Below are 22,684 nucleotides of genomic sequence, written 5' to 3'. Positions count from 1 at the left end.
TGTTTTTTATAAAATGATTCGAAAAGGCATGGCTTAAAAGTTAGTAAATTTGATGTTCTAGCTTAAGCGGCATTTTGTAGGGGTATTTACATGTGGTACACTAAGGCGGAGGTGAGGATATGGAACCGTTTGTGCAGGGGAAGGAAACACTTATGCTGCTCCATCTGGAGCCTTGGCGTGTGAAGCATAAAGAAATTACAGCAGGTTTTACGGGTAGACAGGGAGGGGCTAGCAAAAAGCCTTATGACAGCCTGAATTGTGCATTTCATGTTGGGGATGCTCCGGAAGATGTCTTAACGAATCGTAGAGCGCTTGCGGAAGCTCTTGATTTCAAGCCGGAAGCTTGGACCTGTGGGGAACAAACCCATGGAGCAGAAATAGCAGTGGTAAGGGAAGCCGATCGTGGGCGGGGTCAAAAGGATAGAACCTCGGCATTTCAGGCAACTGATGGTTTGCTTACAGATGTACCGGGAGTTTTTCTGACTTCTTTTTATGCGGATTGTGTACCCCTTTATTTTTATGATCCTGTGCACCAAGTCGTCGGTCTTGCCCATGCTGGCTGGAAGGGAACTGTGGCCCAGATTGCAGCCGCTATGGTGAGTAAAATGGAGACCATTTACGGAAGCCATGCGCAGGACATTATTGCTGCGATCGGACCATCCATTGGTGACTGCTGTTATGAGGTGGACGATTATGTGATGGAGCATGTTCATCGACTGGAAGGTGATCTGAGTAAACCAACAGAAACAGCCAGTACTGTGGAGCTGTACAGAACATCTGACACAGATGAGAACAAATACATGCTAAACTTGAAAGAAATGAATCGACGCATTATGATTAAAGCAGGAATATTGCCGACTCATATCGAATGTACATCTTGGTGTACAAGCTGTAATCAAGATTTGTTCTTTTCTTATCGTAAAGAAGATGGGGTTACAGGCAGGATGACGAGCTGGATCGGAATAAAGGAGAGTTGAAAGTGGCTTTAACACTGCAGGAGAGAATTGCTGAGGTAGAGGAACGTGTAGCACGTGCCTGCGCGGCAAGCGGCCGGGATCGAAATGACGTCAAGGTAATTGCAGTGACGAAATATGTTTCTCTGGAAATGGTGTCCTCCGTATTGGAGGCAGGCCTGGAGCATATTGCCGAGAGTCGCTGGCAGGATGCTGAGCACAAATGGAAGGTTTTAGGGGACCAAGGGACATGGCATTTTATCGGGCATTTGCAGACCAATAAGGTTAAAGACGTTATTGGCAAGTTTCAATATATACACTCTTTGGACCGGATATCTCTGGCGCAAGAATTACACAAAAAGGCGATTGCCGCAGATCAAGAAGTGAATGTCTTTCTTCAAGTAAACATCTCTGGAGAAGATACGAAATTTGGTCTGTCGCCTGAGGCGGTACCTGGATTTTTGCGTGAAATTGCTAGTCTAGACCGTGTAAAAGTAATTGGACTAATGACGATGGCACCTTTAGAAGGTGATCCGGAGCTTACCCGCCCTGTATTTCGCGGACTTCGTGAGCTGCGCGATGAGCTCAATCAACTTGCTTTGACACCTGAACCGATTACGGAGTTATCAATGGGAATGTCGAATGATTTTGAAGTGGCGATACAGGAAGGAGCCACCTGGGTACGCCTAGGTACGGTGTTAGTAGGCCATTAGGAGGGATCGTGATGAGCGTTATGAACCGATTTATGAGTTTTTTGGGCTTGCAGGAGGAAGAAGAAGTTGTGGAGCGGGAGCAAATCCACGAAGAGGATGAGTATGAGCCAGCCCCTGTCGAAACCCGCAAAAATCAAAGGGGCAACGTTGTCAGTATCCATTCGCAGAAGAATGTAAAAGTTGTACTTTATGAGCCACGTTCGTACGATGAGGCTCAGGAAATTGCGGACCATCTCCGTTCTCACCGGACGGTAGTGATCAATCTTCAGCGTGTCCGTAATGATCAGGCAATGAGAATTATTGATTTTTTAAGTGGAACCGTTTATGCCCTTGGGGGAGGAATCTCTAAAATTGGGGGCAATATATTTATGTGCACGCCAGATACCGTTGAAATTCAAGGTGCCATTACGGAAATCCTAGGTGACGATCCAGACTATAACAGAATGAGGTGAATGAGCTTTGCCCCAAATTGATTACATTATTGATATGCTGTTTAATATTTATTTTTACATGATTATTTTCTACGTACTGATGTCGTGGTTACCAAACGTTCGTGAGAACTTTATCGGAGAACTGCTGAGCAAGCTTGTTGAGCCGTATTTGACACCATTTCGTCGGTTTATTCCGCCACTCTTTGGTACGCTTGATATTTCCCCGATCATTGCACTATTCGTCTTGGAATTTGCGGCAGGTGGACTCAAATCCATTTTGCACTTAATTTTTTAGGCAGAAGTGATGAAGACAGAAGTTTACGGGCATTTTCATCCCGATGAAAGACAATTTGTGGACAAGGCTTGGGAATGGGTTACCCATGCTGGAGAATATCATGAGACGAAACTGACCGAATTTCTAGATCCGCGCCAAGGATTTATTCTGCAAAGTCTGGTCAATCGACATCCAGATGTTATCGTTAGATGGGAAGGCGGCCACCCTGAGGCAGAGCGGAAGCGAGCACTCATTGCGCCTGATTACCGTGATCTGGATCATGAGGACATGGAGCTGAGCGTTCTTGCGATAACCTCTGGTGAGCAAAAGTTTCTGGCGTTAGAGCATGGGGACTACATGGGCTCTATTCTGGGTCTTGGAGTAAAACGTGGAAAAATCGGTGATATTCATGTTCTGGACGATGGTTGTCATGTGGTAGTAGCTGCAGATATTGCAGATTATTTAGACATGAATTTAACTGGAGTACACCGAATACAGGTGAGCACGGAGGTATTGCCACTTTCTGCCTTGCGTAATAGTGAGGTGAAGCTGGAAATGATGGATTTGACTGTAGCGTCCCTACGATTGGATGGCATAGCCGCAGATGTAACACGGCTTAGCCGAAGCAAAATTCTTGCTCCCATCAAGGCTGGGCGCGTTCGGGTAAATTGGAAAGTGGAAGAAGACCCTTCCTGCGGACTTAAAGATGGTGACATGGTATCTATTCAAGGATTTGGTCGATTCAAGGTTCTAGAGGTTGGTAGTTTGACGAAAAAGGGCCGATACCGTGTTCAGGTTGGTAAATTTGTGTGAATCCCTTGCAGGAATCCGGCTTTACTTGTCGAAATTGATTATTTCGAGGGAATCAAACATTTTTAAAGCAGGACGCCGATATTTTATAAAAGAGGCGAACCATGAATGGCAGTTGGAACGTCGATACATCCTCTGCCTTTACTTGAAGTACAGTCTTTCTTCTTTGTCTGCTGCGCAGGTATGGTTCAGAGACTTAGAAGGTCCGAAATTTCTAGGAGGTGCACAGCATGCCATTAACACCGCTCGATATACATAACAAGGAGTTCTCTCGGAGACTTCGCGGTTATGATGAGGACGAGGTCAACGAATTTCTGGATCAAGTAATTAAGGATTACGAAAGTGTCATCCGTGAGAACAAAGAGCTGCAGAATCAGCTTTTGTCCATTCAAGAGCGTTTAGATCATTTTGTGAATATTGAAGAGAGTTTATCGAAAACGATCTTAGTCGCTCAGGAAGCGGCGGATGATGTGAAGAACAACTCCAAGAAGGAATCGCAGCTCATTATCAAGGAAGCGGAAAAGAACGCGGATCGGATTATTAACGAAGCATTATCCAAATCCCGTAAGGTTGCTATTGAGACTGAAGAATTGCGTAAGCAAGCTTCGATCTATCGCACTCGTTTCCGCACATTGGTGGAAGCACAGCTCGAGCTGTTGTCACAGGACGACTGGAATGCCTTGGAGAGTCGTGAGGCAAGCGAGAACGTAACCTTTAAGGATGATGTTCTACATCGTATCTAATGCACTATGATGAATGAATGCTGCTTGAATTTATAGGGGGGAATTCCCTCTAATTTATAATTTCATGCTATAATCGGCTAAATAGAGGGAGTTATTCCCTCTATTTTTATTTTCCGCTAAAATCGATCATAATAAAGTATTCCGCCTGCACAGGTATACTCCTAATTGCGGATTTGGCTAGCGGTTGTTGACATTTAGACTTAAAAAGTCTATAAATAGAACATATCTGTATAATGTTTATATGTATTCGATGACGGGACAAGTACGACAAGGTAACGTTCTCCAGAGAGTCGGCGATTGCTGAGAGCCGATTGTTCGAACCCTGCCGGAAGATCTTCCCCTAGAAGTTAAGCTGAAGCGTTGATCGTGCGTAAGCTTAGCCGTCCGCCGGACGTTACACCGGACCTGTGCATGAGATTTACGCGCAGGACTGAGATTGTGCTGAATACACTCCCCTTAAGGATGTGCTCATGCGCAGAATTAGGGTGGTATCGCGAGCGTTGTCTCGCCCCTTTGGGGGTGGGATGACGCTTATTTTGTTGTTCCGGGGTGGGCATCCCCCTAAATCCCCCTTTCTAAGGGGGACCCCAAAGGGCTGCCGCCCTCTGGACACCCGCAATGTAAAGCCTCGTGCAAACGGGTACGATGGTGGAAGCGAACGGACTCAGGTGGCTGAAGGAGCGGCCCTTCTTAGGCTCCCCTGGCGGGTTAGCCTGCGGGGCCTTCACTGCTAGAGCAGACCGGCGTTTCACTCGCCGCTCCATGTGGCACCCCGAGCCAGTGCTGCCCTACGGGATCGCGGCTCGGGTACCGAAGGCAAGAGCTGAATCAGACTGCCCAAGGATCGAAAAGAGCTTTAAAGACTAAACCATGAAAGGATTGACCATCACATGCAAAAAGTAGATGTCAAAGAAAAAGCGCGGGCAAGAGATGTCCGCATACTCAAGAAATGGAGCGACGAAAATACGTTCCGTAAATCGATGGAGAATCGTGAAGGACGTCCGAACTATGTATTTTACGAAGGTCCTCCAACAGCGAACGGTGCACCGCATATCGGGCACGTGCTAGGCCGTGTAATCAAGGATTTCATCGGTCGTTACCAAACGATGAAAGGTTACCGCGTGGTACGTAAAGCGGGCTGGGATACACACGGTTTGCCAGTAGAACTAGGCGTACAAAAGAAGCTTGGCATCTCCGGCAAACAAGAGATCGAGGAATATGGCGTAGAAAAATTCATTCAGGAATGTAAAGATAGCGTCTTCGGTTATGAGAAGCAATGGCGCGAGTTTACAGAGGGTATCGGATACTGGACGGATCTAGATAATCCTTACGTAACTTTGGATAACACGTATATCGAGAGCGTGTGGAACATCTTGGCTACTGTGCATGACAAAGGGTTGCTCTACCGCGGACATCGGGTTAGTCCTTACTGCCCAAGCTGTCAGACTACCCTAAGCTCCCATGAAGTAGCCCAAGGCTACAAGACCGTCAAGGATCTCAGTGCGACTGCAAAGTTCAAACTGGATGACAGTGGAGACTACGTACTAGCTTGGACGACTACACCTTGGACGCTGCCAGCACATATGGCGTTAGCCATGAACCCTGACATGGATTATGTACGTGTACAACAAGAAGACGGTATCTACATTGTTGCCAAAAATTTGGTGGAGGAAGTAATGAAAGGCGAGCACACAGTCCTTTCTACACATAAAGGTTCCGAGTTTATCGGCAAAACCTACGCTCCTCCATTCGGATACATCAAGGCAGAGAAAAGCAATGTCATCGTAGGTGCTTCCTTCGTTACAGATTCCAGTGGTACTGGGATCGTACACATGGCACCAGCGCATGGTGAAGATGACTATAAGACTTGCCGCGAGAACGGCATCAGCTTCGTGAACGTGGTTGATAATTCCGGTAAGTATACGGATGTAGTGTCTGATTTTGCTGGACGCTTCGTGAAAGATTGCGATTTGGATATCGTTAAAGCTTTGTCTGAAAAAGGACTGCTTTACGGTAAAGAAAAATACGAGCACAGCTATCCGTTCTGCTGGCGTTGTGATACACCACTCTTGTACTACGCAACAGACAGCTGGTTCATCAACACTACAGCGATCAAAGATCAGCTGATTGCTAACAACAACAGTGTAGATTGGTATCCTGATCATGTACGTGAAGGACGTTTCGGGAAGTTCCTGGATGAACTGGTGGACTGGAATATCAGCCGTAATCGTTACTGGGGCACACCGCTTAATGTTTGGGTATGTCAAGAAACGGGCAAAGAGTTCGCTCCACACAGCATTGAAGAACTAAGAGCGATGGCGATTGGTGATGTTCCTGAGGATATCGAGCTGCATAAGCCTTTTGTAGATAAGATCAAGCTACGCAGTCCTTTCAGCGAAGGCGCAGAGATGGTTCGCACACCAGAAGTTATCGATGTTTGGTTCGATAGTGGTTCGATGCCATTTGCGCAAAGTCATTATCCATTTGAGAACGAGGATAAGCTGAATGATCAATATCCAGCGGATATGATCTGTGAAGGGATCGACCAGACACGTGGATGGTTCTACAGCTTACTAGCTGTATCTACCTTGTTTAAAGGTAAAGCTCCATATAAAGCTGTTATTGCTCACGGTCATATCCTTGATGAGAATGGTCAAAAAATGTCCAAATCAAAAGGCAATGTTATTGATCCTTGGGATATCATGAACGATTACGGCACGGATGCTTTCCGTTGGGCGATTCTATCCGATAGTGCACCGTGGAATAACAAACGTTTCTCTCGTGGTCTTGTAGGGGAAACCAAATCGAAAGTTGTAGATACACTGGTGAATACGCATGCGTTCTTGACGCTTTATGCCGGCATCGATGGTTATGATCCTGCCGATCATCCTTTTAAAGTATCAGAACATAAGCTGGACCGCTGGATTTTGTCCCGTCTGAACAGCTTGATTCTTTTGGTAGACAAAGGACTTGCAGTTAATGACTTCGTGAATACATCCAAAGGTATTGAGAACTTTATAGATGAGCTGAGTAACTGGTATATCCGTCGTTCCCGTGATCGTTTCTGGGGTAGTGGTCTAGGTGAAGATAAGCTGGATGCTTACCGTACACTGACCCATGTGCTTTTGAAGACAGCGTCTTTGATGGCTCCATTTACACCGATGTTGTCTGAAGATATCTTCACGAACCTTGGCGGCGGAGAAAGTGTGCATTTAGCAGATTATCCGGTTGCTGATGAGAGCTTGATCGATAAAGAGCTGGAAGAGGATATGGAAAGTGCGAGACAAATCGTTGAGCTGGCGCGTAACGTGCGTAACGAAACAGGCATTAAGAATCGTCAACCGCTGTCTGAGCTGATCGTTTCGATGAACCGTGACTTCCATTTGGCTGAGTATGAAGAGATCATCAAAGACGAGATCAACATCAAGAACATCGTGCTAGAGACTAGCGATAGTGGATTTGTTGACTTCACACTCAAGCTGAATCTTAAAGTTGCCGGTAAAAAATACGGTAAAAACGTCGGCTTCCTGCAAGGCTTCCTAAAAGCTTTGGACAGTGACTCTACCCGCAAAGCGGTGCAAGATGGCTCAATCGCGATTGCGACGCCAGAGGGAGAAGAACTGGTGATCACTTCTGAAGAGCTACTCGTTGAAAAAGAAGCTAAAGCAGGTTTCGCCGCAGCTTCCGGATATGGAATTACGGTTGCGCTCAATACCGAAATCACACCTGAGCTTGAACAAGAAGGCTGGGTTCGTGAGATCATTCGTGCGGTTCAAGATTACCGTAAACGTTTGGATCTGCCGATCGAGAAACGGATCGCACTCACGCTGAGTGTAGACGATGAGCTTAAAGCAGCAGTTACAGCCTTTGAGAATGTATTGCGAGACAATGTACTTGTGACTACGGTTGATTTTGGCGGAGAACACGCTTTTGAAACGGTAGATGTCGGTGGTAAATCCATCGGTATCCATATTGAAGTGTAAATCTGCATTACCTGTCCCAAAACAGCATATACTAGCGGCACAAGTGTAAACAGAGAACTTCTGTTTATGCGGGAAATATAGTCTTTATATTTCGCCCGCGAAAATAACGAGCCTCGTGCTCAAGGAGATGTATTCTCTTTGACCGGGCTCGTTTACTTTGTGGCGAATATAGACGTATGAGAGGAGCTGTGGCTGTGGAGGATCAGAAGAACAGAATCTCCGTCAAGACATCCGGCAACAAGAACAGCCCAGATAAGGGAGCGGAGAAAAAGGTTATTCCTGAGGAAAACCCTGAGCGTTTAACAGCAGATCATCGCAATCCAGAAGACATTCCACTGGAAGAAAAAATGAATACAATGTATCGATTAACCTTTGAATGGGCCCATATCTTAGAGAAATCACGAATTTATCAGTATACGGAGCTGTTATATTCACCTTGGACTCTAATTTGGAAAAATATTTTATATGGAGCGGCTCGTGGAGTAGGGATCGCGCTTGGCTTTACTTTTTTTGCGGCAACGATCATCTATGTTCTTCAGGTTCTTGGAGCCTTGAATCTACCGATCATCGGAGATTATATTGCGGATATTGTACGAATTGTTCAGCGTCAGCTGGAATTCAAATAGCTTTTTAAGGCGTAGCTGTCTTTACTTGGTTTGTAGGAGAGAGTGGGGTTCGGTCAATCTTATTTGGTGTATTTATCCAACCTTGGGCTTCTATATTTCTCCCCAGTCCGTACCTTTCCTTTTTTAATCTTTGGAGAGGGCTGCGCTGCTTTTTTTCCTCGTGTAAGATGCGTAAGCCTCTCATTAATAATAAATATCGTCGGTCATCTTCATGACTGAGTTGTTGTACATTTTTAAAATAGTCATGATTCACTTACGTTACACTCCTTGTATGTCGATTTCAGCATGCGTTAGATCAGTTTACCAGCTGAATCTGAACATTTTCTTAACAAAATGACATAGCGCAGAAAAAATAAAAAAACAGCGGGCCATTCCACAATGAAACTGGAACCGCACGCTGTTCATTTTTTTGTGGGGACGATGCTTTTACTCCTCGCCTTCGAGAGGATCAAGCATGTAACTTCCCTCGCCACTATCCTTGTAACGCTCGTAGCTACGTCCCGGTACTACAACTACATTGTTGCCTGTAATATCGGTGGCGATAAAGTTCTCCCAAGGCTCTACGCAGCCTTCCAGCTCATCAGCTTCAATTTCCATATCATTATAGGAGTCAATGTTGCTGCCCTCCGCCATGGCGGGGGAATCGGAGTTTCCATAGCTTTCTACAATCTGCCAGGCATCCTCACCGTCAAAGCCGTTTTGATCCTCTCGTTCATCGAGACTCGTACGCCCAAATGGAGGAGACAAAAATTCTTCTTCAATGGGCCGAGTAAAAGGTGCATTTTGACGTGGGGCATGCTCTTTACAATAAAGCGTGGAGGGAATAGCGGATAGACGCTCAAAAGGGATCGGTTTACCGCTAGCTTTACATATCCCATAGGTGCCTTCATCCATAGCGTTGAGAGCAGCTTCAATATCATCCAGCTCATGCTCGTCCCGCTCTAGCAGTGAAATATCCATGGAGCGGTTATACAAATCGGTGGCTGCATCGCCAGGATGGTTGTCATTCTCGGAAAGTTCTCCGGTGCCATCCCGCATGGATTCCTGTAAGCCGTAATTTTCATTATTCTGAAGCCTGTGCTGAATAGTATCACGGTCTTTTTCTAATCGGGCGCGTAGCTCTGAGAGCTGCTGTACTGTCAGGTGCGTCATGATGAGTAAGCTCCTTTCTGTACTTTTTTAAGAATCCTTCCGACAAACCGATTTGCACCGGATGGTTCTTTGTTAGGTTGACCTGAGAGGCGTTATTTTAGCGATGGAAAATAGTCCCCAAGATTAAGCGCCCGCGAGGTGTCACGCAATAGACGATCTTCTAAGGGCTGTGCTACAATATACAAGTCTTATAACAGTATTCGTACCGCATTTGGCGGGAAAAATAAGAACGGAGTGACAACTTCTGTGGTGTACTATTTGATTGCTCTTATTGTATTTTTGGTGGATCAGGGAACGAAGTATCTCATTGCCACACGTCTTGAACTTGGAGAACAGATTCCGGTGATCGGGAATTTCTTCCTAATTACCTCACATCGTAATCGCGGGGCTGCTTTTGGGATTCTACAAGGTCAGCAATGGTTCTTCTTTTTAGTTACGGTTGTAGTGGTTGCAGGTATCGTTTGGTACTTGAACAAAACTAGACATTCGCGGAAGATGCTATCGGTCGCCCTTGGACTTGTTCTGGGTGGAGCGATAGGTAACTTCCTAGACCGGATGATCAGTGGTGAGGTTGTCGATTTCCTTCTGTTTAATTTTGGAAGCTATAGCTTCCCGATTTTTAACGTTGCGGATTCATGTATCGTCATTGGGGTTGGGTTGATTCTTTTGGACTCCTTCCGCGATCTTAAGAATGGTGAAGAAATCACGGAAATCAAAGAAGTAAAAGAAGCAAAGGAAGTAAAAGAAGGGAATGAATGATTTGAGTAAAGACGTCAATCACCAAGCGGCATCTACGAGCGAAGAAGAGAGGGACGTCACGGAGTGGACCGTTTCAGCAGAGAACGCGCGGGAGCGAATCGATAAATATATAACGGAATCTTGGGAAGAGGATATTTCTCGTTCTCAGGTGCAGCTGTGGATCAGTGGTGGCCATGTTACGGTTAATGGGGCACCGGTTAAAGCTAACTATAAGCTCTCAGAAGGCGATAAAGTTTCCATTGTCGTACCAGAAGCGGAAGTTACAGACTTGATCCCAGAGAATATTCCACTTGAAGTTGTATACGAAGACAGCGATGTCATTGTTATAAATAAGCCGCGTGGTATGGTTGTACATCCGGCTGCCGGGCACCCGTCAGGCACCTTGGTAAATGCACTGATGTATCACTGCAAGGATCTGTCCGGTATTAATGGTGAGATTCGTCCAGGTATTGTACACCGTATTGATAAGGATACCTCTGGTCTTATTATGGTGGCTAAAAATGATGCCAGTCACGCGTCGCTCGCAGCACAGCTTAAAGAGCACAGTGTAACACGCCGCTATATAGCAGTTGTACACGGCAATTTGTCGCATGACAAAGGAACGGTTGACGCTCCGATCGGTAGAGATCCACATGATCGCAAGCTATACACTGTAACGGAAAAGAACAGCAAGAAATCTGTGACCCATTTTACAGTGATGGAACGTTTCGGTGACTGTACACTACTGGAGCTGCAGCTGGAGACTGGCCGCACGCATCAGATCAGAGTGCATATGAAATTCATTGGTCATCCGCTTGTGGGTGATCCGATTTATGGACGCAGTAAAGGAACAGCTATGAATGGACAGGCGTTACATGCGGCGGTGCTTGGATTTATTCATCCTACGACAGGTGAATATAAAGAATTCAGCAGACCTATTCCGGAAGACATGGAAGATGTTCTGTTCACATTGCGCAGCAGATAAGTACAAATGAAGTGATAATTAGTCTATGGTATTGAACTCTGCTTTCCATCATATTTAATAACATAAGGATAAAGAGAAGGTTATGCCTTATTCTTTATCCTTATTTTTTATCACAGAAACGGATCTCTAGAAACATAAGCCATCCAAGGGACGGCGAAGCCGTTTCTTCTAAAATTAGAATAGATAGCCAGGAGATGAGATGAAAGTATGAGTATTGAACAATACCAAGACAGCTTCATTCAGACTAATTTTGCAGACCGTATCGGCGGTGCGAACTACGGCAAGGACACTTCGATTTATAAATTCGAGAAAATCAAACGTGCTAAAGCATCCGCAAAACTGGATTTCCCTGATATTGAATTGATCGATATGGGCGTAGGCGAGCCAGATGAGATGGCTGATGCAGGTATCGTGGCTAAGCTTGCAGAAGAAGCAGCTAAGGAAGAAAACCGTGGTTATGCGGACAATGGAATTGCTGAGTTTAAGACAGCTGCTGCTGATTATTTGCGGGAAGTATTCCGTGTTGAAGGTATTGATCCCGTTACGGAGGTAGTTCACTCGATCGGTTCTAAGCCTGCACTGGCGATGTTGCCTTCTTGCTTCATTAACCCAGGAGATATTACGATCATGACGGTGCCGGGTTATCCAGTGCTGGGTACACACACTAAATACTTGGGTGGACAAGTGTTTACAGTAGAGCTGAAGAAAGAGAATAACTTCCTTCCAGATCTGAACGAAATTCCAGAAGAAGTTGCTCATAAAGCCAAGCTTCTTTACTTGAACTATCCAAACAATCCGACGGGCGCTAGTGCGACTCCTGAGTTTTTTGCTGAGGTAGTTGCATGGGCTAAAAAATATGATGTAGTCGTTATCCACGATGCACCATATGCTGCCTTGACCTATGACGGTTTGAAGCCGCTTAGCTTCCTCTCTGTGCCAGGTGCTAAGGATGTTGGCGTGGAGCTGCATTCCTTGTCCAAGTCCTACAATATGACAGGCTGGAGAATCGGTTTTGTTGCTGGGAATCCTTTAGTTGTTAAAGCCTTCAGTGATGTGAAGGATAATAATGATTCCGGTCAATTTATCGCGATTCAAAAAGCTGCGGCTTACGGTCTTGCTCATCCAGAGATTACTGAAGCGATTGCTGCCAAGTATTCTCGTCGTCACAACCTGTTGGTAGATGCACTGAACAGCCTGGGCTTCCAAGCTGAGAAACCAAAGGGCTCCTTCTTCCTTTATGTTGCAGCACCTAAGGGTGTCAAAGGTGGTCGCCGTTTCGAATCCGGTGAGGATTTCTCGCAATTCCTGATTCGTGAGAAGCTAATCTCCACCGTGCCTTGGGATGATGCAGGTCCGTTTGTACGTTTCTCTGTTACCTTTATTGCTAAAGGGGAAGAGGAAGAAAGACGTGTCATCTCTGAAATCCAAAGACGCTTAAGCGATGTGGAGTTTGAATTTTAAACATTAGTTAGACATTGAAGCCGCCTAAGGGAAATCTTGGGTGGCTTTTCTTTATGGAGTGGCTAGTCTACTGTGGATTAGACTACTGTAGAATAGAGCTACTGTAAGATAGGGAATTCTTCCCTCTAATTTTGTGTTTTAGCTTCAATCCGCTAGAATATAGGGAATTTCCCCCTCTATTTCAGCATATTTGATTGTATTCAAGGAAATCCTTCAATTTATAGGGAGGAATTCCGCATAAACTGATCATAATGACTATTGTGGCCTAATTATAGGGAGGTTTTCCGGTTTTCCCTATAATACCGCCTTCCTTTTGTTGTTAATAGAAGCAGGCTTGGAAAGTGTTGTAGTTTAGGCAGATAAAGTTGACATGCAGGGTTTGTTCTGTCATAATTCTCATTAAATGAATAGCGCCTTTAATTCAGTCCTGTGAGGCTGGCAAGGTAACGTGAATCGAGGTTCGCGACTCTTAGAAAGGTATCCGTGTGTTTACACCGGACTGTCTTTTTATGCGCGCGGCCACCATCTTCTTCATCTGCGGATTTCACTCCTTGCCTGTTATAGGCAAGGAGTTTTTTGATTTCCAGGAACTTGAACAGGCGAAACAAGTGGAGGGTGACAAGATTATGGTTACTGAGAAAAATGTAATTATGGACGAAACGGCGATCCGCCGGGCATTATCGCGTATTGCTCATGAGATTTTGGAGAAGAACAAAGGGATTGAGAATTGTTTGCTGGTCGGTATCCGGACAAGAGGCGTATACCTAGCACAGCGCATCGCTGAGCGGATCAAGGAAATTGAAGGCGTCGAGATTCCTTACGGCGAACTCGACATCACGCATTATCGGGATGACCGTGAAGTAGGAGGCAGTGAAGCAGTAGTGAAGAGTAACGTCATTATTACTTCCGGCAATGATGGCATCCATGATAAGAAGGTCATTTTGTTCGACGATGTGCTTTACACCGGACGCACCATCCGCGCGGCGATGGACGCTTTGATGGATTGTGGACGCCCACGAATGATTCAACTAGCAGTACTGGCTGACCGTGGACACCGTGAGCTGCCGATCCGACCAGACTACATCGGTAAGAATGTACCTACCTCAAAGCATGAGCAGATTGAAGTGGCGCTGAAGGAGTACGACGGCAAAGACGAGGTCTACATTATTTCAAACCGGGAGGAACGATAACATCATGACACTTACTAAGGTAAAGGAACGTAGTCTGCTGGGAATAAAAGAGCTTGACCGGTCGGAAATCACTGGGCTGCTGGACAGAACGGCATACTGGGACAATCAGAGCGAGAAGCTAACTCCCATTTTGAACTCGCATTTTATTTCTAACATGTTCTTTGAGAACAGCACACGCACTCGTTTCTCCTTTGAAATGGCAGAGAAACGACTGGGTGCACAAGTACTGAATTTTACGGCTGCAGCTTCTAGTGTAGAAAAAGGGGAGTCGATCTACGATACAGTACGCACACTGGAATCGATGGGGATCGATGCCGGAGTTGTGCGTTTGAAGCCTGCAGGTGTGCTGCAGCAGTTAGCTGAGAAGGTGTCCATACCGCTTATTAATGCGGGTGACGGCAACAATGAACATCCAACACAAGCGCTGCTTGATCTTTACACCATGACCAAAACGTTTGGAGATTTAAAGGGTCTCACGGTTTCTATTATCGGGGACATCATGCATAGCCGGGTAGCACGCTCCAATCTGTGGGGACTTACAAAGCTAGGGGCTAAAGTGCAATTCTGTGCACCGGAGAATATGAAGGCTCCTGAGCTTATGGAATACGCACCTTATGTAACCATAGAAGAAGCTCTTAAAGCAGATGTAGTCATGATGCTTCGTGTGCAGCTGGAACGTCATTCTTCTGGTATCGTACTTTCCGCGGAAGATTACCGCAGACATTATGGTTTAACGGAAGAACGCGCAGCTAAGCTCGCAAAAGATACAATCATTATGCACCCAGCTCCGGTTAACCGGAATGTCGAGATTGATGATGCAGTTGTAGAGAGCAGTCAATCAAGGATTTTCCCGCAAATGTCTAATGGGGTTCCGGTTCGGATGGCAGTTCTCGAAAGAGCTTTATTATAAAGTTCAAAGAATGATGATGAATAAGGACTAATAAATATACACAAACATGAATTTTTATTATATAATAACGAGAGGGCCCGCAGCCGGGATCTGTGGGTAAAGGTAGAATCATGACAGTGATTATTAGAAACGCCAGCGTATTGAATAAGGAAGGCTTGTTAGAGCGGAAACATATTGTACTTGAAGAAGGTGTTATCTCGGGCTTAATCGATGGAAATGAAGCTGCTCCAGAAGCTGGAGAGATCATTGATGCTGAAGGTAAGCTGCTCATTCCAGGACTCATTGATATGCATGTGCACTTACGCGAACCGGGATTTGAACACAAGGAAACAGTGGAAACCGGAAGTCGTTCGGCTGCCAAAGGCGGATTTACAACCATCGCTTGTATGCCTAATACCCGTCCAGTAACAGATACCCCGGAAATCGTACAATTTGTCAAAGACAAAGCGCGTGAAGCAGGACTCGTTAAAGTCCTTCCTTATGCAGCCATTACGAAAAATGAGCTCGGACGTGAGCTGACTGATTTTGCAGCGCTTAAAGAAGCTGGAGCTATTGGTTATACCGATGACGGCGTGGGCGTGCAAAGTGCTCAAATGATGAAAGATGCTATGAACATCGCCGCAGCACTGGATATGCCAGTCATTGCTCACTGTGAGGATAATTCACTGGTTGAAGGCTGCTGTGTAGCCGAAGGTGAGTTCGCAAGAAAGCATGGCCTGAAAGGAATTCCAAATGAGTCAGAAGCCATCCATGTTGGACGCGATATTTTGCTGGCTGAAGCGACAGGCGTTCATTACCATGTGTGCCATGTAAGTACTGAACAATCGGTGCGACTGATTCGCCAAGCGAAAGAAATCGGCATTAAAGTAACTGCTGAAGTGTGTCCGCATCACTTGCTGCTCTCTGAAGAAGATATTCCAGGCCTTGATGCCAATTGGAAAATGAACCCGCCGCTTCGCTCCCGCCGCGATGTTGAAGCATGTATCGAAGGTTTGCTTGACGGCACACTAGATATGATTGTTACGGATCATGCGCCGCATAGTGAGGAAGAGAAGGCTAAAGGCATGCAACTTGCACCTTTTGGTATCGTTGGATTCGAAACAGCTTTCCCACTACTATACACAGCGTTTGTAGCAACAGGGAAATGGGATTTATCCTTACTAGTACAAAGAATGACTGCTGATCCTGCACGGGTATTCAGACTGAACACCGGTGTGATGGATATCGGAGCTCCTGCAGATTTGACACTGATTGATTTGGAGCAGGAGAAAGAAGTAGACCCAGGATCTTTCGCAAGTAAAGGACGGAATACTCCTTTCGGTGGCTGGAAGCTTAAGGGCTGGCCAGTAATGACATGGGTAGACGGCAAAGCCGTATGGACTGAGAAAAACTAGCGGACTGGTGGGGCGGAGTTGCTGATCTTTACGGATGCAGCGATTGTGTACACGTTCACTCCGGAAGGCTTGTAAGGCATAAGCATTAGACTACAGAAACAAGAAGGAGTGGAATGGAATGCAGGCGAGATTGCTGCTGCAAGACGGAACTTTATTTACAGGTACCGCATTTGGCGCTGAGGGCGAGAAGACAGGCGAGGTTGTTTTTAATACAGGAATTACAGGATATCAAGAGGTGCTGTCTGACCCTTCATATTGCGGACAAATCGTTACTATGACTTACCCATTGATCGGGAACTACGGGATTACTCGGGATGACTTTGAATCTGTTCGACCTTTTGTACACGGCTTTGTAGTGCGCCGTCATGAAGAAGTACCTAGTAACTGGCGTGCTGAATATAGTGTGGACGACTTGTTAAAAGAATACGATATTCCAGGGATCAGCGAGATTGATACTCGGATGTTGACTCGGATTATTCGCCACTACGGAACAATGAAAGCGATCTTGACCACCTCTAACAAACGTGTAGAGGAACTGATGGAAATGATGGGAAATACTACGATTGAGGAATTGCGCAATCAGGTAGCTCGTACATCAACTGCAAGTTCGTACAGCAGCCCAGGCAACAAAGAAAGAATTGTACTTGTGGATTACGGTGCGAAGGCTGGTATCCTACGTGAGCTTAACGAACGTGGTTGTGATGTTGTTGTAGTGCCACATGATGTAAAAGCGGAAGAAGTTCGCCGTCTGAACCCAGATGGTATCCTACTGTCCAACGGCCCTGGGGACCCGAAAGATGTGCCTCACGCTGTCAAGACGATTTCCGAATTGCTTGGTGAATATCCGATCTTCGGCATCTGCCTTGGTCATCAGTTGTTTGCACTTGCTTGTGGAGCGGATACAGAGAAGCTGAAATTCGGTCACCGCGGTGGGAATCACCCTGTGAAGGAACTGGAAAGCGGACGCTGCTTCATCACTTCCCAGAACCATGGTTATACCGTGAATGAGGAATCTGTGAAGAACACTGAACTAGAAGTTACTCACATTAATAATAATGATAAGACTGTTGAAGGTATTAAACATACTCGTTACCCAGCATTTTCGGTGCAATATCATCCAGAAGCGGCGCCAGGACCACATGACAGCAGCTACTTATTCGATCGCTTCCTCCAATTGATTGCCGATCATAAAGCAAAGACACCTGTTGTTTCACGTCAGGCACAACTTGCGGCAAACGCCAGAATCACGGCGCCAAAAACTAACTTACAGCTTGAAGCCGTGAAAGGAGCTCTATAACATGCCAAAGAACGATAAACTTAAAAAAATACTAGTGATCGGTTCCGGACCGATCGTCATCGGCCAAGCAGCGGAGTTTGACTACGCAGGAACTCAGGCTTGCCAAGCCCTTAAAGAAGAAGGCGTGGAAGTCGTACTGATTAACAGCAATCCAGCAACGATTATGACAGATACAAATATTGCAGATAAAGTGTACATCGAGCCTATTACGCTTGAATTCGTAACTGCGATTATTCGCCAAGAGCGTCCAGATGGATTGCTTCCAACGCTGGGCGGTCAAACTGGCCTAAATATGGCTGTAGAATTGGCTCGTGCAGGTGTACTTGAGCAAGAGAATGTTAAGCTTCTCGGTACACAGCTTGATTCCATTGAGAAAGCAGAAGATCGCGATTTGTTCCGTGATCTAATGCGTGAATTGGATCAACCTGTACCGGACAGCACCATTATCACTACTGTAGATGAAGCAATGAAATTCGCTGAGGAAATTGGATTCCCTTTGATTGTACGTCCAGCTTATACGCTTGGCGGCACAGGCGGCGGGATCTGCGATAACGAAGAAGAGCTGCGTGAAACTGTCAAAGCAGGAATTCGTTACAGCCCGATCGGACAATGTCTGGTTGAGAAGAGTATTGCCGGCATGAAGGAAGTTGAATACGAGGTTATGCGTGATGCTAATGACAACTGTATCGTTGTCTGCAACATGGAAAACTTTGATCCTGTAGGCGTACATACAGGTGACAGTATCGTTGTGGCACCTAGCCAGACGTTATCGGATCGTGAATACCAAATGCTGCGCACAGCTTCGCTCAAAATCATCCGCGCCCTGAATATTGAGGGTGGATGTAACGTACAATTCGCACTTGATCCGCAAAGTTATCAATATTATGTAATCGAAGTAAACCCGCGTGTCAGCCGTTCCTCGGCTTTGGCGTCCAAAGCAACTGGATATCCGATTGCCAAAATGGCTGCCAAAATCGCGATGGGTTACACGCTGGATGAAATCGTCAATCCGGTTACCGGACAGACTTATGCATGCTTTGAGCCTACACTTGACTATATCGTAAGTAAAATTCCACGCTGGCCGTTCGACAAGTTCATTCATGCGAACCGTAAGCTGGGTACGCAAATGAAAGCGACAGGCGAAGTAATGGCGATCGGCCGTACTTTTGAAGAGTCGATTCATAAAGCGATCCGTTCCTTGGAAATTGGTGTTCACCGGTTCCGTCTGCCAGGTGCAGAGACACTGGAAGAGAGCGTGCTGCGTGAACGTCTTGCGAAGCCTGACGATGAGCGTCTGTTCCTGATTGCTGAAGCTTTCCGCCGTGGTTACGGTTTGCAAGAAATCCAGGATATTACGAACGTGGACTGGTGGTTCCTCTCCAAAATTGAAGGTTTGATTAACTTTGAAGAGGTTATTCGCGGCGAAGAAACTTTGTCTGCGGAAACTCTATACCAAGCGAAACGTAAAGGCTTTACAGACCGTGCGATTGCTGAGATTCGTGCAGAAGGACAAGCGAACGGGAAATTTACCAAAGAAGCTGATGTGCGCGCGCTACGTTTGGAGCAAGGTTTAACACCTGTGTTCAAAATGGTAGACACTTGTGCGGCTGAGTTCGAAGCTTCTACACCTTATTACTACTCGACTTATGAGACTGAGAACGAGGTCATTCATTCTGATAAGCAAAAGGTTATCGTGCTGGGATCTGGTCCAATCCGGATCGGTCAAGGGATTGAGTTCGATTACTCCACAGTCCATGCGGTATGGGCCATTCAAAAGGCTGGATATGAAGCGGTTATCATCAATAATAACCCTGAGACTGTATCTACAGACTTTAATACTTCGGACCGGTTGTATTTTGAACCCCTATTCTTCGAAGATGTCATGAACGTAATTGCGCAAGAGAATCCGATTGGAGTTATTGTTCAATTCGGAGGTCAAACAGCGATTAACCTTGCGGCACCTCTAAGTGCTGCTGGTGTGAAGATTCTTGGAACTAGCCTTGATAGCATTGATGAAGCTGAGAACCGTAAGAAATTCGAAGCTTTGCTGGCACGCCTTGATATCGCTCAACCGAAAGGCAAGACGGTTACCGACGTGGATCAAGCTGTAGAAACTGCACAATCCCTTGGGTATCCGGTGCTGGTACGTCCTTCCTACGTACTAGGTGGACGTGCAATGGAAATCGTATATAACGATACTGAACTGCTTAGCTACATGGTAGAAGCGGTGAAAGTGAATCCGGAGCATCCGGTATTGATTGACCGTTACATGCTAGGTAAAGAGGTTGAGGTAGACGCGATTTGTGATGGTGAGACAGTAGTTATTCCGGGCATCATGGAACATGTCGAACGCGCAGGTGTTCACTCCGGTGACTCTATCGCCGTATATCCTCCGCAATATCTGGATGAAGGTCTAAAAGAGAAAATCGCTGAGATCACAATTAAAATCGCTAAGGAACTGAAAACAATTGGACTGGTTAACATCCAGTTTGTTATCTATCAGGACGAAGTGTACGTAATCGAAGTAAATCCACGCTCCTCGCGTACGGTTCCTTTCCTGAGCAAGGTGACAGGAATTCCAATGGCGCATTTGGCAACTAAAATCATTCTCGGCAGCAAGCTGAAGGATGACGGTTATACAGAAGGTCTGTGGCCGGAAAGCGATTATGTATCGGTTAAAGTGCCAGTGTTCTCTTTTGCCAAACTGCGCAGAGTAGAACCTACACTCGGACCTGAAATGAAATCAACCGGTGAAGTTATGGGCCGTGATAAATTGTACGCAAAAGCTTTATACAAAGGTCTGATCGGAGCAGGGATGAAAATTCCAGCTACAGGCGCTATCATCGTTACGGTGGCAGATAAAGATAAAGCAGAAGCTGTTGAACTTATGAAAGGCTTCCACTCCATGGGTTACAAAATCATTGCTACTGGAGGCACGGCACAAGCGCTTGAAGAAGCAGGCCTCAACGTAATGAATGTGAATAAACTGGATGAAGGTGCGCCAAACATTCTCGACTTGATTCGTGGTGGGCAAGCCAACTTCGTCTTTAATACACTGACTAAAGGCAAAACGCCAGAACGTGACGGATTCCGTATCCGCCGTGAAGCGGTTGAGAATGGCGTCGTATGTATGACTTCACTGGATACAGTGACGGCACTTCTCAGAATGCTGCAGACGATTAACTTCTCGTCACAGTCCATGCCTGCTTTTGTCGGACAATTGAACTAATCTCATAAAGATGCATAGGGCGGTTTGCGTTTACGCAGACCGTTCCGCTATGCCTAGGGTCTAATAAATAAAGGGTGTGGATGTAGTCTGCACTGGATAGGAGCATGGTTATGGGAGTAGGAGAAGTAGAGTGGAAAGCAATGGCGAATCGTCTGATGGTCGCCTTGGATTATCCTGATGTTACTGGAGCAAGAGCCTTAATCGACAAGCTGGAAGGAATTCCTTGCTATATGAAGGTAGGCATGCAGCTGTTCTATACGGCAGGACCGGAATTTATTCAAGAGCTGAAATCTCGTGGCTATTCTGTGTTCGTTGACGTGAAAATGCATGATATCCCTAACACGGTAAAAGGTGGCGCTCAAAGTCTTACAAATCTTGGTGCTGATATGTTTAACGTACACGCAGCAGGGGGCTCAGCCATGATGGCGGCAGCACGCGAAGGAGCGGCTTCAGCAGTTAGTGCTAATGCTGCCCTTAAGATGCCTTTGATTATTGCAGTTACCCAGCTAACCAGTACGAGTCAAGAAGTGATGAATAACGAAATTGGGATCGCTGGAGAGGTAGCGGATACTGTGGTAAGATACGCCAAGCTGGCTGCCGATGCGGGTCTAGATGGTGTAGTAGCATCGCCACAAGAGTCCGCAGCTATCGCAGAAGCTTGCGGCCCAGCATTTTGCACGGTTACACCGGGTATCCGGCCAGCAGGTGCTTCCTTGGACGATCAGTCCCGGGTTATGACACCTGGAAAAGCCATTCGTCAGGGTAGTCACTACCTTGTTGTAGGACGGCCGATTACAGCTTCACCAGATCCACGTCAAGCAGCACTAAACATTATTGAGGAGATGACCCTAGCATGAGCTCATTAAATAGAAGTGAACAAGTAGCAAGTTATCTGTTGGAGATTGGAGCAGTAGCACTGCGTCCCCAGGAGCCTTTTACATGGACCTCTGGTATCAAATCGCCGATCTATTGCGACAATCGTCTGACTATGGCTTACCCAGAAGTTCGTAACTATATTGCAGATGCCTTCGCGCAGCTTATTAAGAGCGAGTATCCGGACGCTGAAGTGATCGCAGGTACAGCAACCGCGGGTATTCCACACGCGGCTTGGGTAGCAGATAAACTGAACCTGCCAATGGCTTATATCCGTGATAAAGCTAAAGGCCACGGCAAGCAGAATCAGATCGAAGGTCTGATTAAACCGGGACAAAAGGTTGTTGTTATTGAAGATCTGATCTCCACAGGTGGAAGCTCCATCAAAGCGGCTCAGGCCGTGCAAGAAGCTGGCGCAGAAGTGCTGGCTGTACTCGCAATCTTCAGCTATGAGCTGGACCGTGCAGTGGATGCTTTTGCTGCAGCTGAAATGCCATTACAAAGCTTGTCCAACTACAGCACATTGATTGATGTGGCTCTTGCACAAGGTAAAATTGAATCGACGGACGTAGAAGTACTGAAATCTTGGAGAAAAGATCCTTCATCATTTGGTGTTTAAGCTTAAATAAATGAGTATATTTTAGGCGAGCCTCTCACTTTTCAGTGAGGGGCTTTTATTTTTTAACAGACACAACATACTCAACTGTCATCCAAGACACGAATAGTTGTATTTTGTACACTTAAACTAACTTTTCTTAGAGGAATTGGCACTATAGTTGCACTTTGTGCAATTATAATCAGCCTAGTATCTGCCGAAACCTTCTAGTAACGGTTATTAATTGTACAGAGTGCAATTAAAAGGAAAACAAAATAAATGAAGCTCTAATAGTTGCAGAAAGTGCAACTATCCAGTCGCAGGTGG

Annotated in this window: 20 protein-coding genes and 1 other annotated feature; of the genes, 18 read left to right on the top strand and 2 right to left on the bottom strand. The window is 46.0% G+C overall.

Annotation, left to right across the window (positions count from 1 at the left end):
• The first annotated feature begins 119 nt into the window (after nt 1-119).
• The 8 genes from pgeF to NST34_RS24295 all read left to right on the top strand — a co-directional run bounded on the left by pgeF (nt 120) and on the right by NST34_RS24295 (nt 8,533).
• Entirely contained in the window at nt 120-977 is an 858-nt protein-coding gene (gene pgeF, locus NST34_RS24330) for a peptidoglycan editing factor PgeF (protein WP_339243116.1), read from the top strand.
• A 2-nt stretch (nt 978-979) separates the two neighbouring features.
• Nucleotides 980-1,666, top strand: a complete 687-nt coding sequence (locus NST34_RS24325; RefSeq protein ID WP_042190837.1) for a YggS family pyridoxal phosphate-dependent enzyme — start codon at nt 980-982, stop codon at nt 1,664-1,666.
• An 11-nt stretch (nt 1,667-1,677) separates the two neighbouring features.
• On the top strand, nt 1,678-2,118 hold the full coding sequence (locus NST34_RS24320; protein WP_042190833.1) for a cell division protein SepF: 441 nt from the start codon (nt 1,678-1,680) through the stop codon (nt 2,116-2,118).
• Nucleotides 2,119-2,152: 34 nt separating this feature from the next.
• Entirely contained in the window at nt 2,153-2,392 is a 240-nt protein-coding gene (locus NST34_RS24315) for a YggT family protein (protein WP_042194359.1), read from the top strand.
• A gap of 9 nt (nt 2,393-2,401) precedes the next feature.
• The gene (locus NST34_RS24310; protein WP_042190831.1) at nt 2,402-3,184 is read left to right on the top strand and encodes a YlmH family RNA-binding protein; all 783 of its coding nucleotides are present in this window, start codon (nt 2,402-2,404) and stop codon (nt 3,182-3,184) included.
• A 227-nt stretch (nt 3,185-3,411) separates the two neighbouring features.
• Entirely contained in the window at nt 3,412-3,924 is a 513-nt protein-coding gene (locus NST34_RS24305) for a DivIVA domain-containing protein (protein WP_042130215.1), read from the top strand.
• A 241-nt stretch (nt 3,925-4,165) separates the two neighbouring features.
• Nucleotides 4,166-4,440, top strand: a binding site (T-box leader).
• A gap of 374 nt (nt 4,441-4,814) precedes the next feature.
• Entirely contained in the window at nt 4,815-7,907 is a 3,093-nt protein-coding gene (gene ileS / locus NST34_RS24300; RefSeq protein ID WP_341059800.1) for an isoleucine--tRNA ligase, read from the top strand.
• A 335-nt stretch (nt 7,908-8,242) separates the two neighbouring features.
• Entirely contained in the window at nt 8,243-8,533 is a 291-nt protein-coding gene (locus NST34_RS24295) for a DUF5665 domain-containing protein (RefSeq protein WP_371915735.1), read from the top strand.
• Nucleotides 8,534-8,537: 4 nt separating this feature from the next.
• On the opposite strand, the gene NST34_RS24290 is transcribed toward NST34_RS24295, so the two are convergent.
• Both NST34_RS24290 and NST34_RS24285 read right to left on the bottom strand, forming a co-directional pair.
• Nucleotides 8,538-8,786, bottom strand: a complete 249-nt coding sequence (locus NST34_RS24290) for a hypothetical protein (protein WP_341128913.1) — start codon at nt 8,784-8,786, stop codon at nt 8,538-8,540.
• Between the two features lie 173 nt (nt 8,787-8,959).
• A complete protein-coding gene (locus NST34_RS24285; protein ID WP_042190825.1) occupies nt 8,960-9,685 on the bottom strand; it encodes a TraR/DksA C4-type zinc finger protein in 726 nt (241 codons plus the stop codon).
• Nucleotides 9,686-9,931: 246 nt separating this feature from the next.
• Between NST34_RS24285 and lspA the strand changes: the two genes are divergently transcribed.
• From lspA to pyrE, 10 genes are all read left to right on the top strand, one after another.
• The gene (gene lspA / locus NST34_RS24280) at nt 9,932-10,444 is read left to right on the top strand and encodes a signal peptidase II (RefSeq protein WP_042190823.1); all 513 of its coding nucleotides are present in this window, start codon (nt 9,932-9,934) and stop codon (nt 10,442-10,444) included.
• On the top strand, nt 10,437-11,408 hold the full coding sequence (locus tag NST34_RS24275) for an RluA family pseudouridine synthase (RefSeq protein ID WP_042190820.1): 972 nt from the start codon (nt 10,437-10,439) through the stop codon (nt 11,406-11,408). Before lspA ends, NST34_RS24275 begins: the two co-directional genes overlap by 8 nt.
• A 207-nt stretch (nt 11,409-11,615) precedes the next feature.
• Nucleotides 11,616-12,869, top strand: coding sequence for an LL-diaminopimelate aminotransferase (locus tag NST34_RS24270; protein ID WP_341128912.1), 1,254 nt, complete (start codon nt 11,616-11,618; stop codon nt 12,867-12,869).
• 626 nt (nt 12,870-13,495) lie between these two features.
• On the top strand, nt 13,496-14,059 hold the full coding sequence (gene pyrR / locus NST34_RS24265) for a bifunctional pyr operon transcriptional regulator/uracil phosphoribosyltransferase PyrR (RefSeq protein WP_149647673.1): 564 nt from the start codon (nt 13,496-13,498) through the stop codon (nt 14,057-14,059).
• Nucleotides 14,060-14,063: 4 nt separating this feature from the next.
• A complete protein-coding gene (locus tag NST34_RS24260; RefSeq protein ID WP_042190812.1) occupies nt 14,064-14,969 on the top strand; it encodes an aspartate carbamoyltransferase catalytic subunit in 906 nt (301 codons plus the stop codon).
• A 110-nt stretch (nt 14,970-15,079) separates the two neighbouring features.
• Nucleotides 15,080-16,363: a dihydroorotase gene (locus NST34_RS24255; RefSeq protein WP_341128911.1), complete on the top strand. Its 1,284-nt coding sequence runs from the start codon at nt 15,080-15,082 to the stop codon at nt 16,361-16,363.
• Nucleotides 16,364-16,481: 118 nt separating this feature from the next.
• Nucleotides 16,482-17,660, top strand: a complete 1,179-nt coding sequence (gene carA, locus NST34_RS24250) for a glutamine-hydrolyzing carbamoyl-phosphate synthase small subunit (RefSeq protein ID WP_042190808.1) — start codon at nt 16,482-16,484, stop codon at nt 17,658-17,660.
• A 1-nt stretch (nt 17,661) separates the two neighbouring features.
• A complete protein-coding gene (carB, locus tag NST34_RS24245; RefSeq protein WP_341128910.1) occupies nt 17,662-20,889 on the top strand; it encodes a carbamoyl-phosphate synthase large subunit in 3,228 nt (1,075 codons plus the stop codon).
• Nucleotides 20,890-20,999: 110 nt separating this feature from the next.
• Nucleotides 21,000-21,746: an orotidine-5'-phosphate decarboxylase gene (pyrF, locus tag NST34_RS24240; protein ID WP_076284747.1), complete on the top strand. Its 747-nt coding sequence runs from the start codon at nt 21,000-21,002 to the stop codon at nt 21,744-21,746.
• Nucleotides 21,743-22,381: an orotate phosphoribosyltransferase gene (gene pyrE / locus NST34_RS24235; RefSeq protein WP_042190802.1), complete on the top strand. Its 639-nt coding sequence runs from the start codon at nt 21,743-21,745 to the stop codon at nt 22,379-22,381. The genes pyrF and pyrE overlap by 4 nt, the downstream gene beginning before the upstream one ends.
• The last annotated feature ends 303 nt before the right edge of the window (nt 22,382-22,684 follow it).

This window comes from Paenibacillus sp. FSL H7-0714, from assembly GCF_038003765.1.
In the GTDB taxonomy this organism is placed as follows: Bacteria; Bacillota; Bacilli; order Paenibacillales; family Paenibacillaceae; genus Paenibacillus_AQ.
Note: the sequence above shows the minus strand (reverse complement) of the source record. Positions and strands in the feature narration are given on the sequence as shown.

Bases quoted from the DNA above. Each gene is read 5' to 3' on its own strand.
- pgeF (WP_339243116.1), top strand. From the start codon at position 120: ATGGAACCGTTTGTGCAGGGGAAGGAAACACTTATGCTGCTCCATCTG.
- NST34_RS24320 (WP_042190833.1), top strand. From the start codon at position 1,678: ATGAGCGTTATGAACCGATTTATGAGTTTTTTGGGCTTGCAGGAGGAA.
- NST34_RS24315 (WP_042194359.1), top strand. From the start codon at position 2,153: ATGCTGTTTAATATTTATTTTTACATGATTATTTTCTACGTACTGATG.
- NST34_RS24310 (WP_042190831.1), top strand. From the start codon at position 2,402: ATGAAGACAGAAGTTTACGGGCATTTTCATCCCGATGAAAGACAATTT.
- NST34_RS24305 (WP_042130215.1), top strand. From the start codon at position 3,412: ATGCCATTAACACCGCTCGATATACATAACAAGGAGTTCTCTCGGAGA.
- ileS (WP_341059800.1), top strand. From the start codon at position 4,815: ATGCAAAAAGTAGATGTCAAAGAAAAAGCGCGGGCAAGAGATGTCCGC.
- NST34_RS24285 (WP_042190825.1), bottom strand. From the start codon at position 9,685: ATGACGCACCTGACAGTACAGCAGCTCTCAGAGCTACGCGCCCGATTA.
- NST34_RS24275 (WP_042190820.1), top strand. From the start codon at position 10,437: ATGAATGATTTGAGTAAAGACGTCAATCACCAAGCGGCATCTACGAGC.
- NST34_RS24270 (WP_341128912.1), top strand. From the start codon at position 11,616: ATGAGTATTGAACAATACCAAGACAGCTTCATTCAGACTAATTTTGCA.
- pyrR (WP_149647673.1), top strand. From the start codon at position 13,496: ATGGTTACTGAGAAAAATGTAATTATGGACGAAACGGCGATCCGCCGG.
- NST34_RS24260 (WP_042190812.1), top strand. From the start codon at position 14,064: ATGACACTTACTAAGGTAAAGGAACGTAGTCTGCTGGGAATAAAAGAG.
- NST34_RS24255 (WP_341128911.1), top strand. From the start codon at position 15,080: ATGACAGTGATTATTAGAAACGCCAGCGTATTGAATAAGGAAGGCTTG.
- carA (WP_042190808.1), top strand. From the start codon at position 16,482: ATGCAGGCGAGATTGCTGCTGCAAGACGGAACTTTATTTACAGGTACC.
- carB (WP_341128910.1), top strand. From the start codon at position 17,662: ATGCCAAAGAACGATAAACTTAAAAAAATACTAGTGATCGGTTCCGGA.
- pyrF (WP_076284747.1), top strand. From the start codon at position 21,000: ATGGGAGTAGGAGAAGTAGAGTGGAAAGCAATGGCGAATCGTCTGATG.
- pyrE (WP_042190802.1), top strand. From the start codon at position 21,743: ATGAGCTCATTAAATAGAAGTGAACAAGTAGCAAGTTATCTGTTGGAG.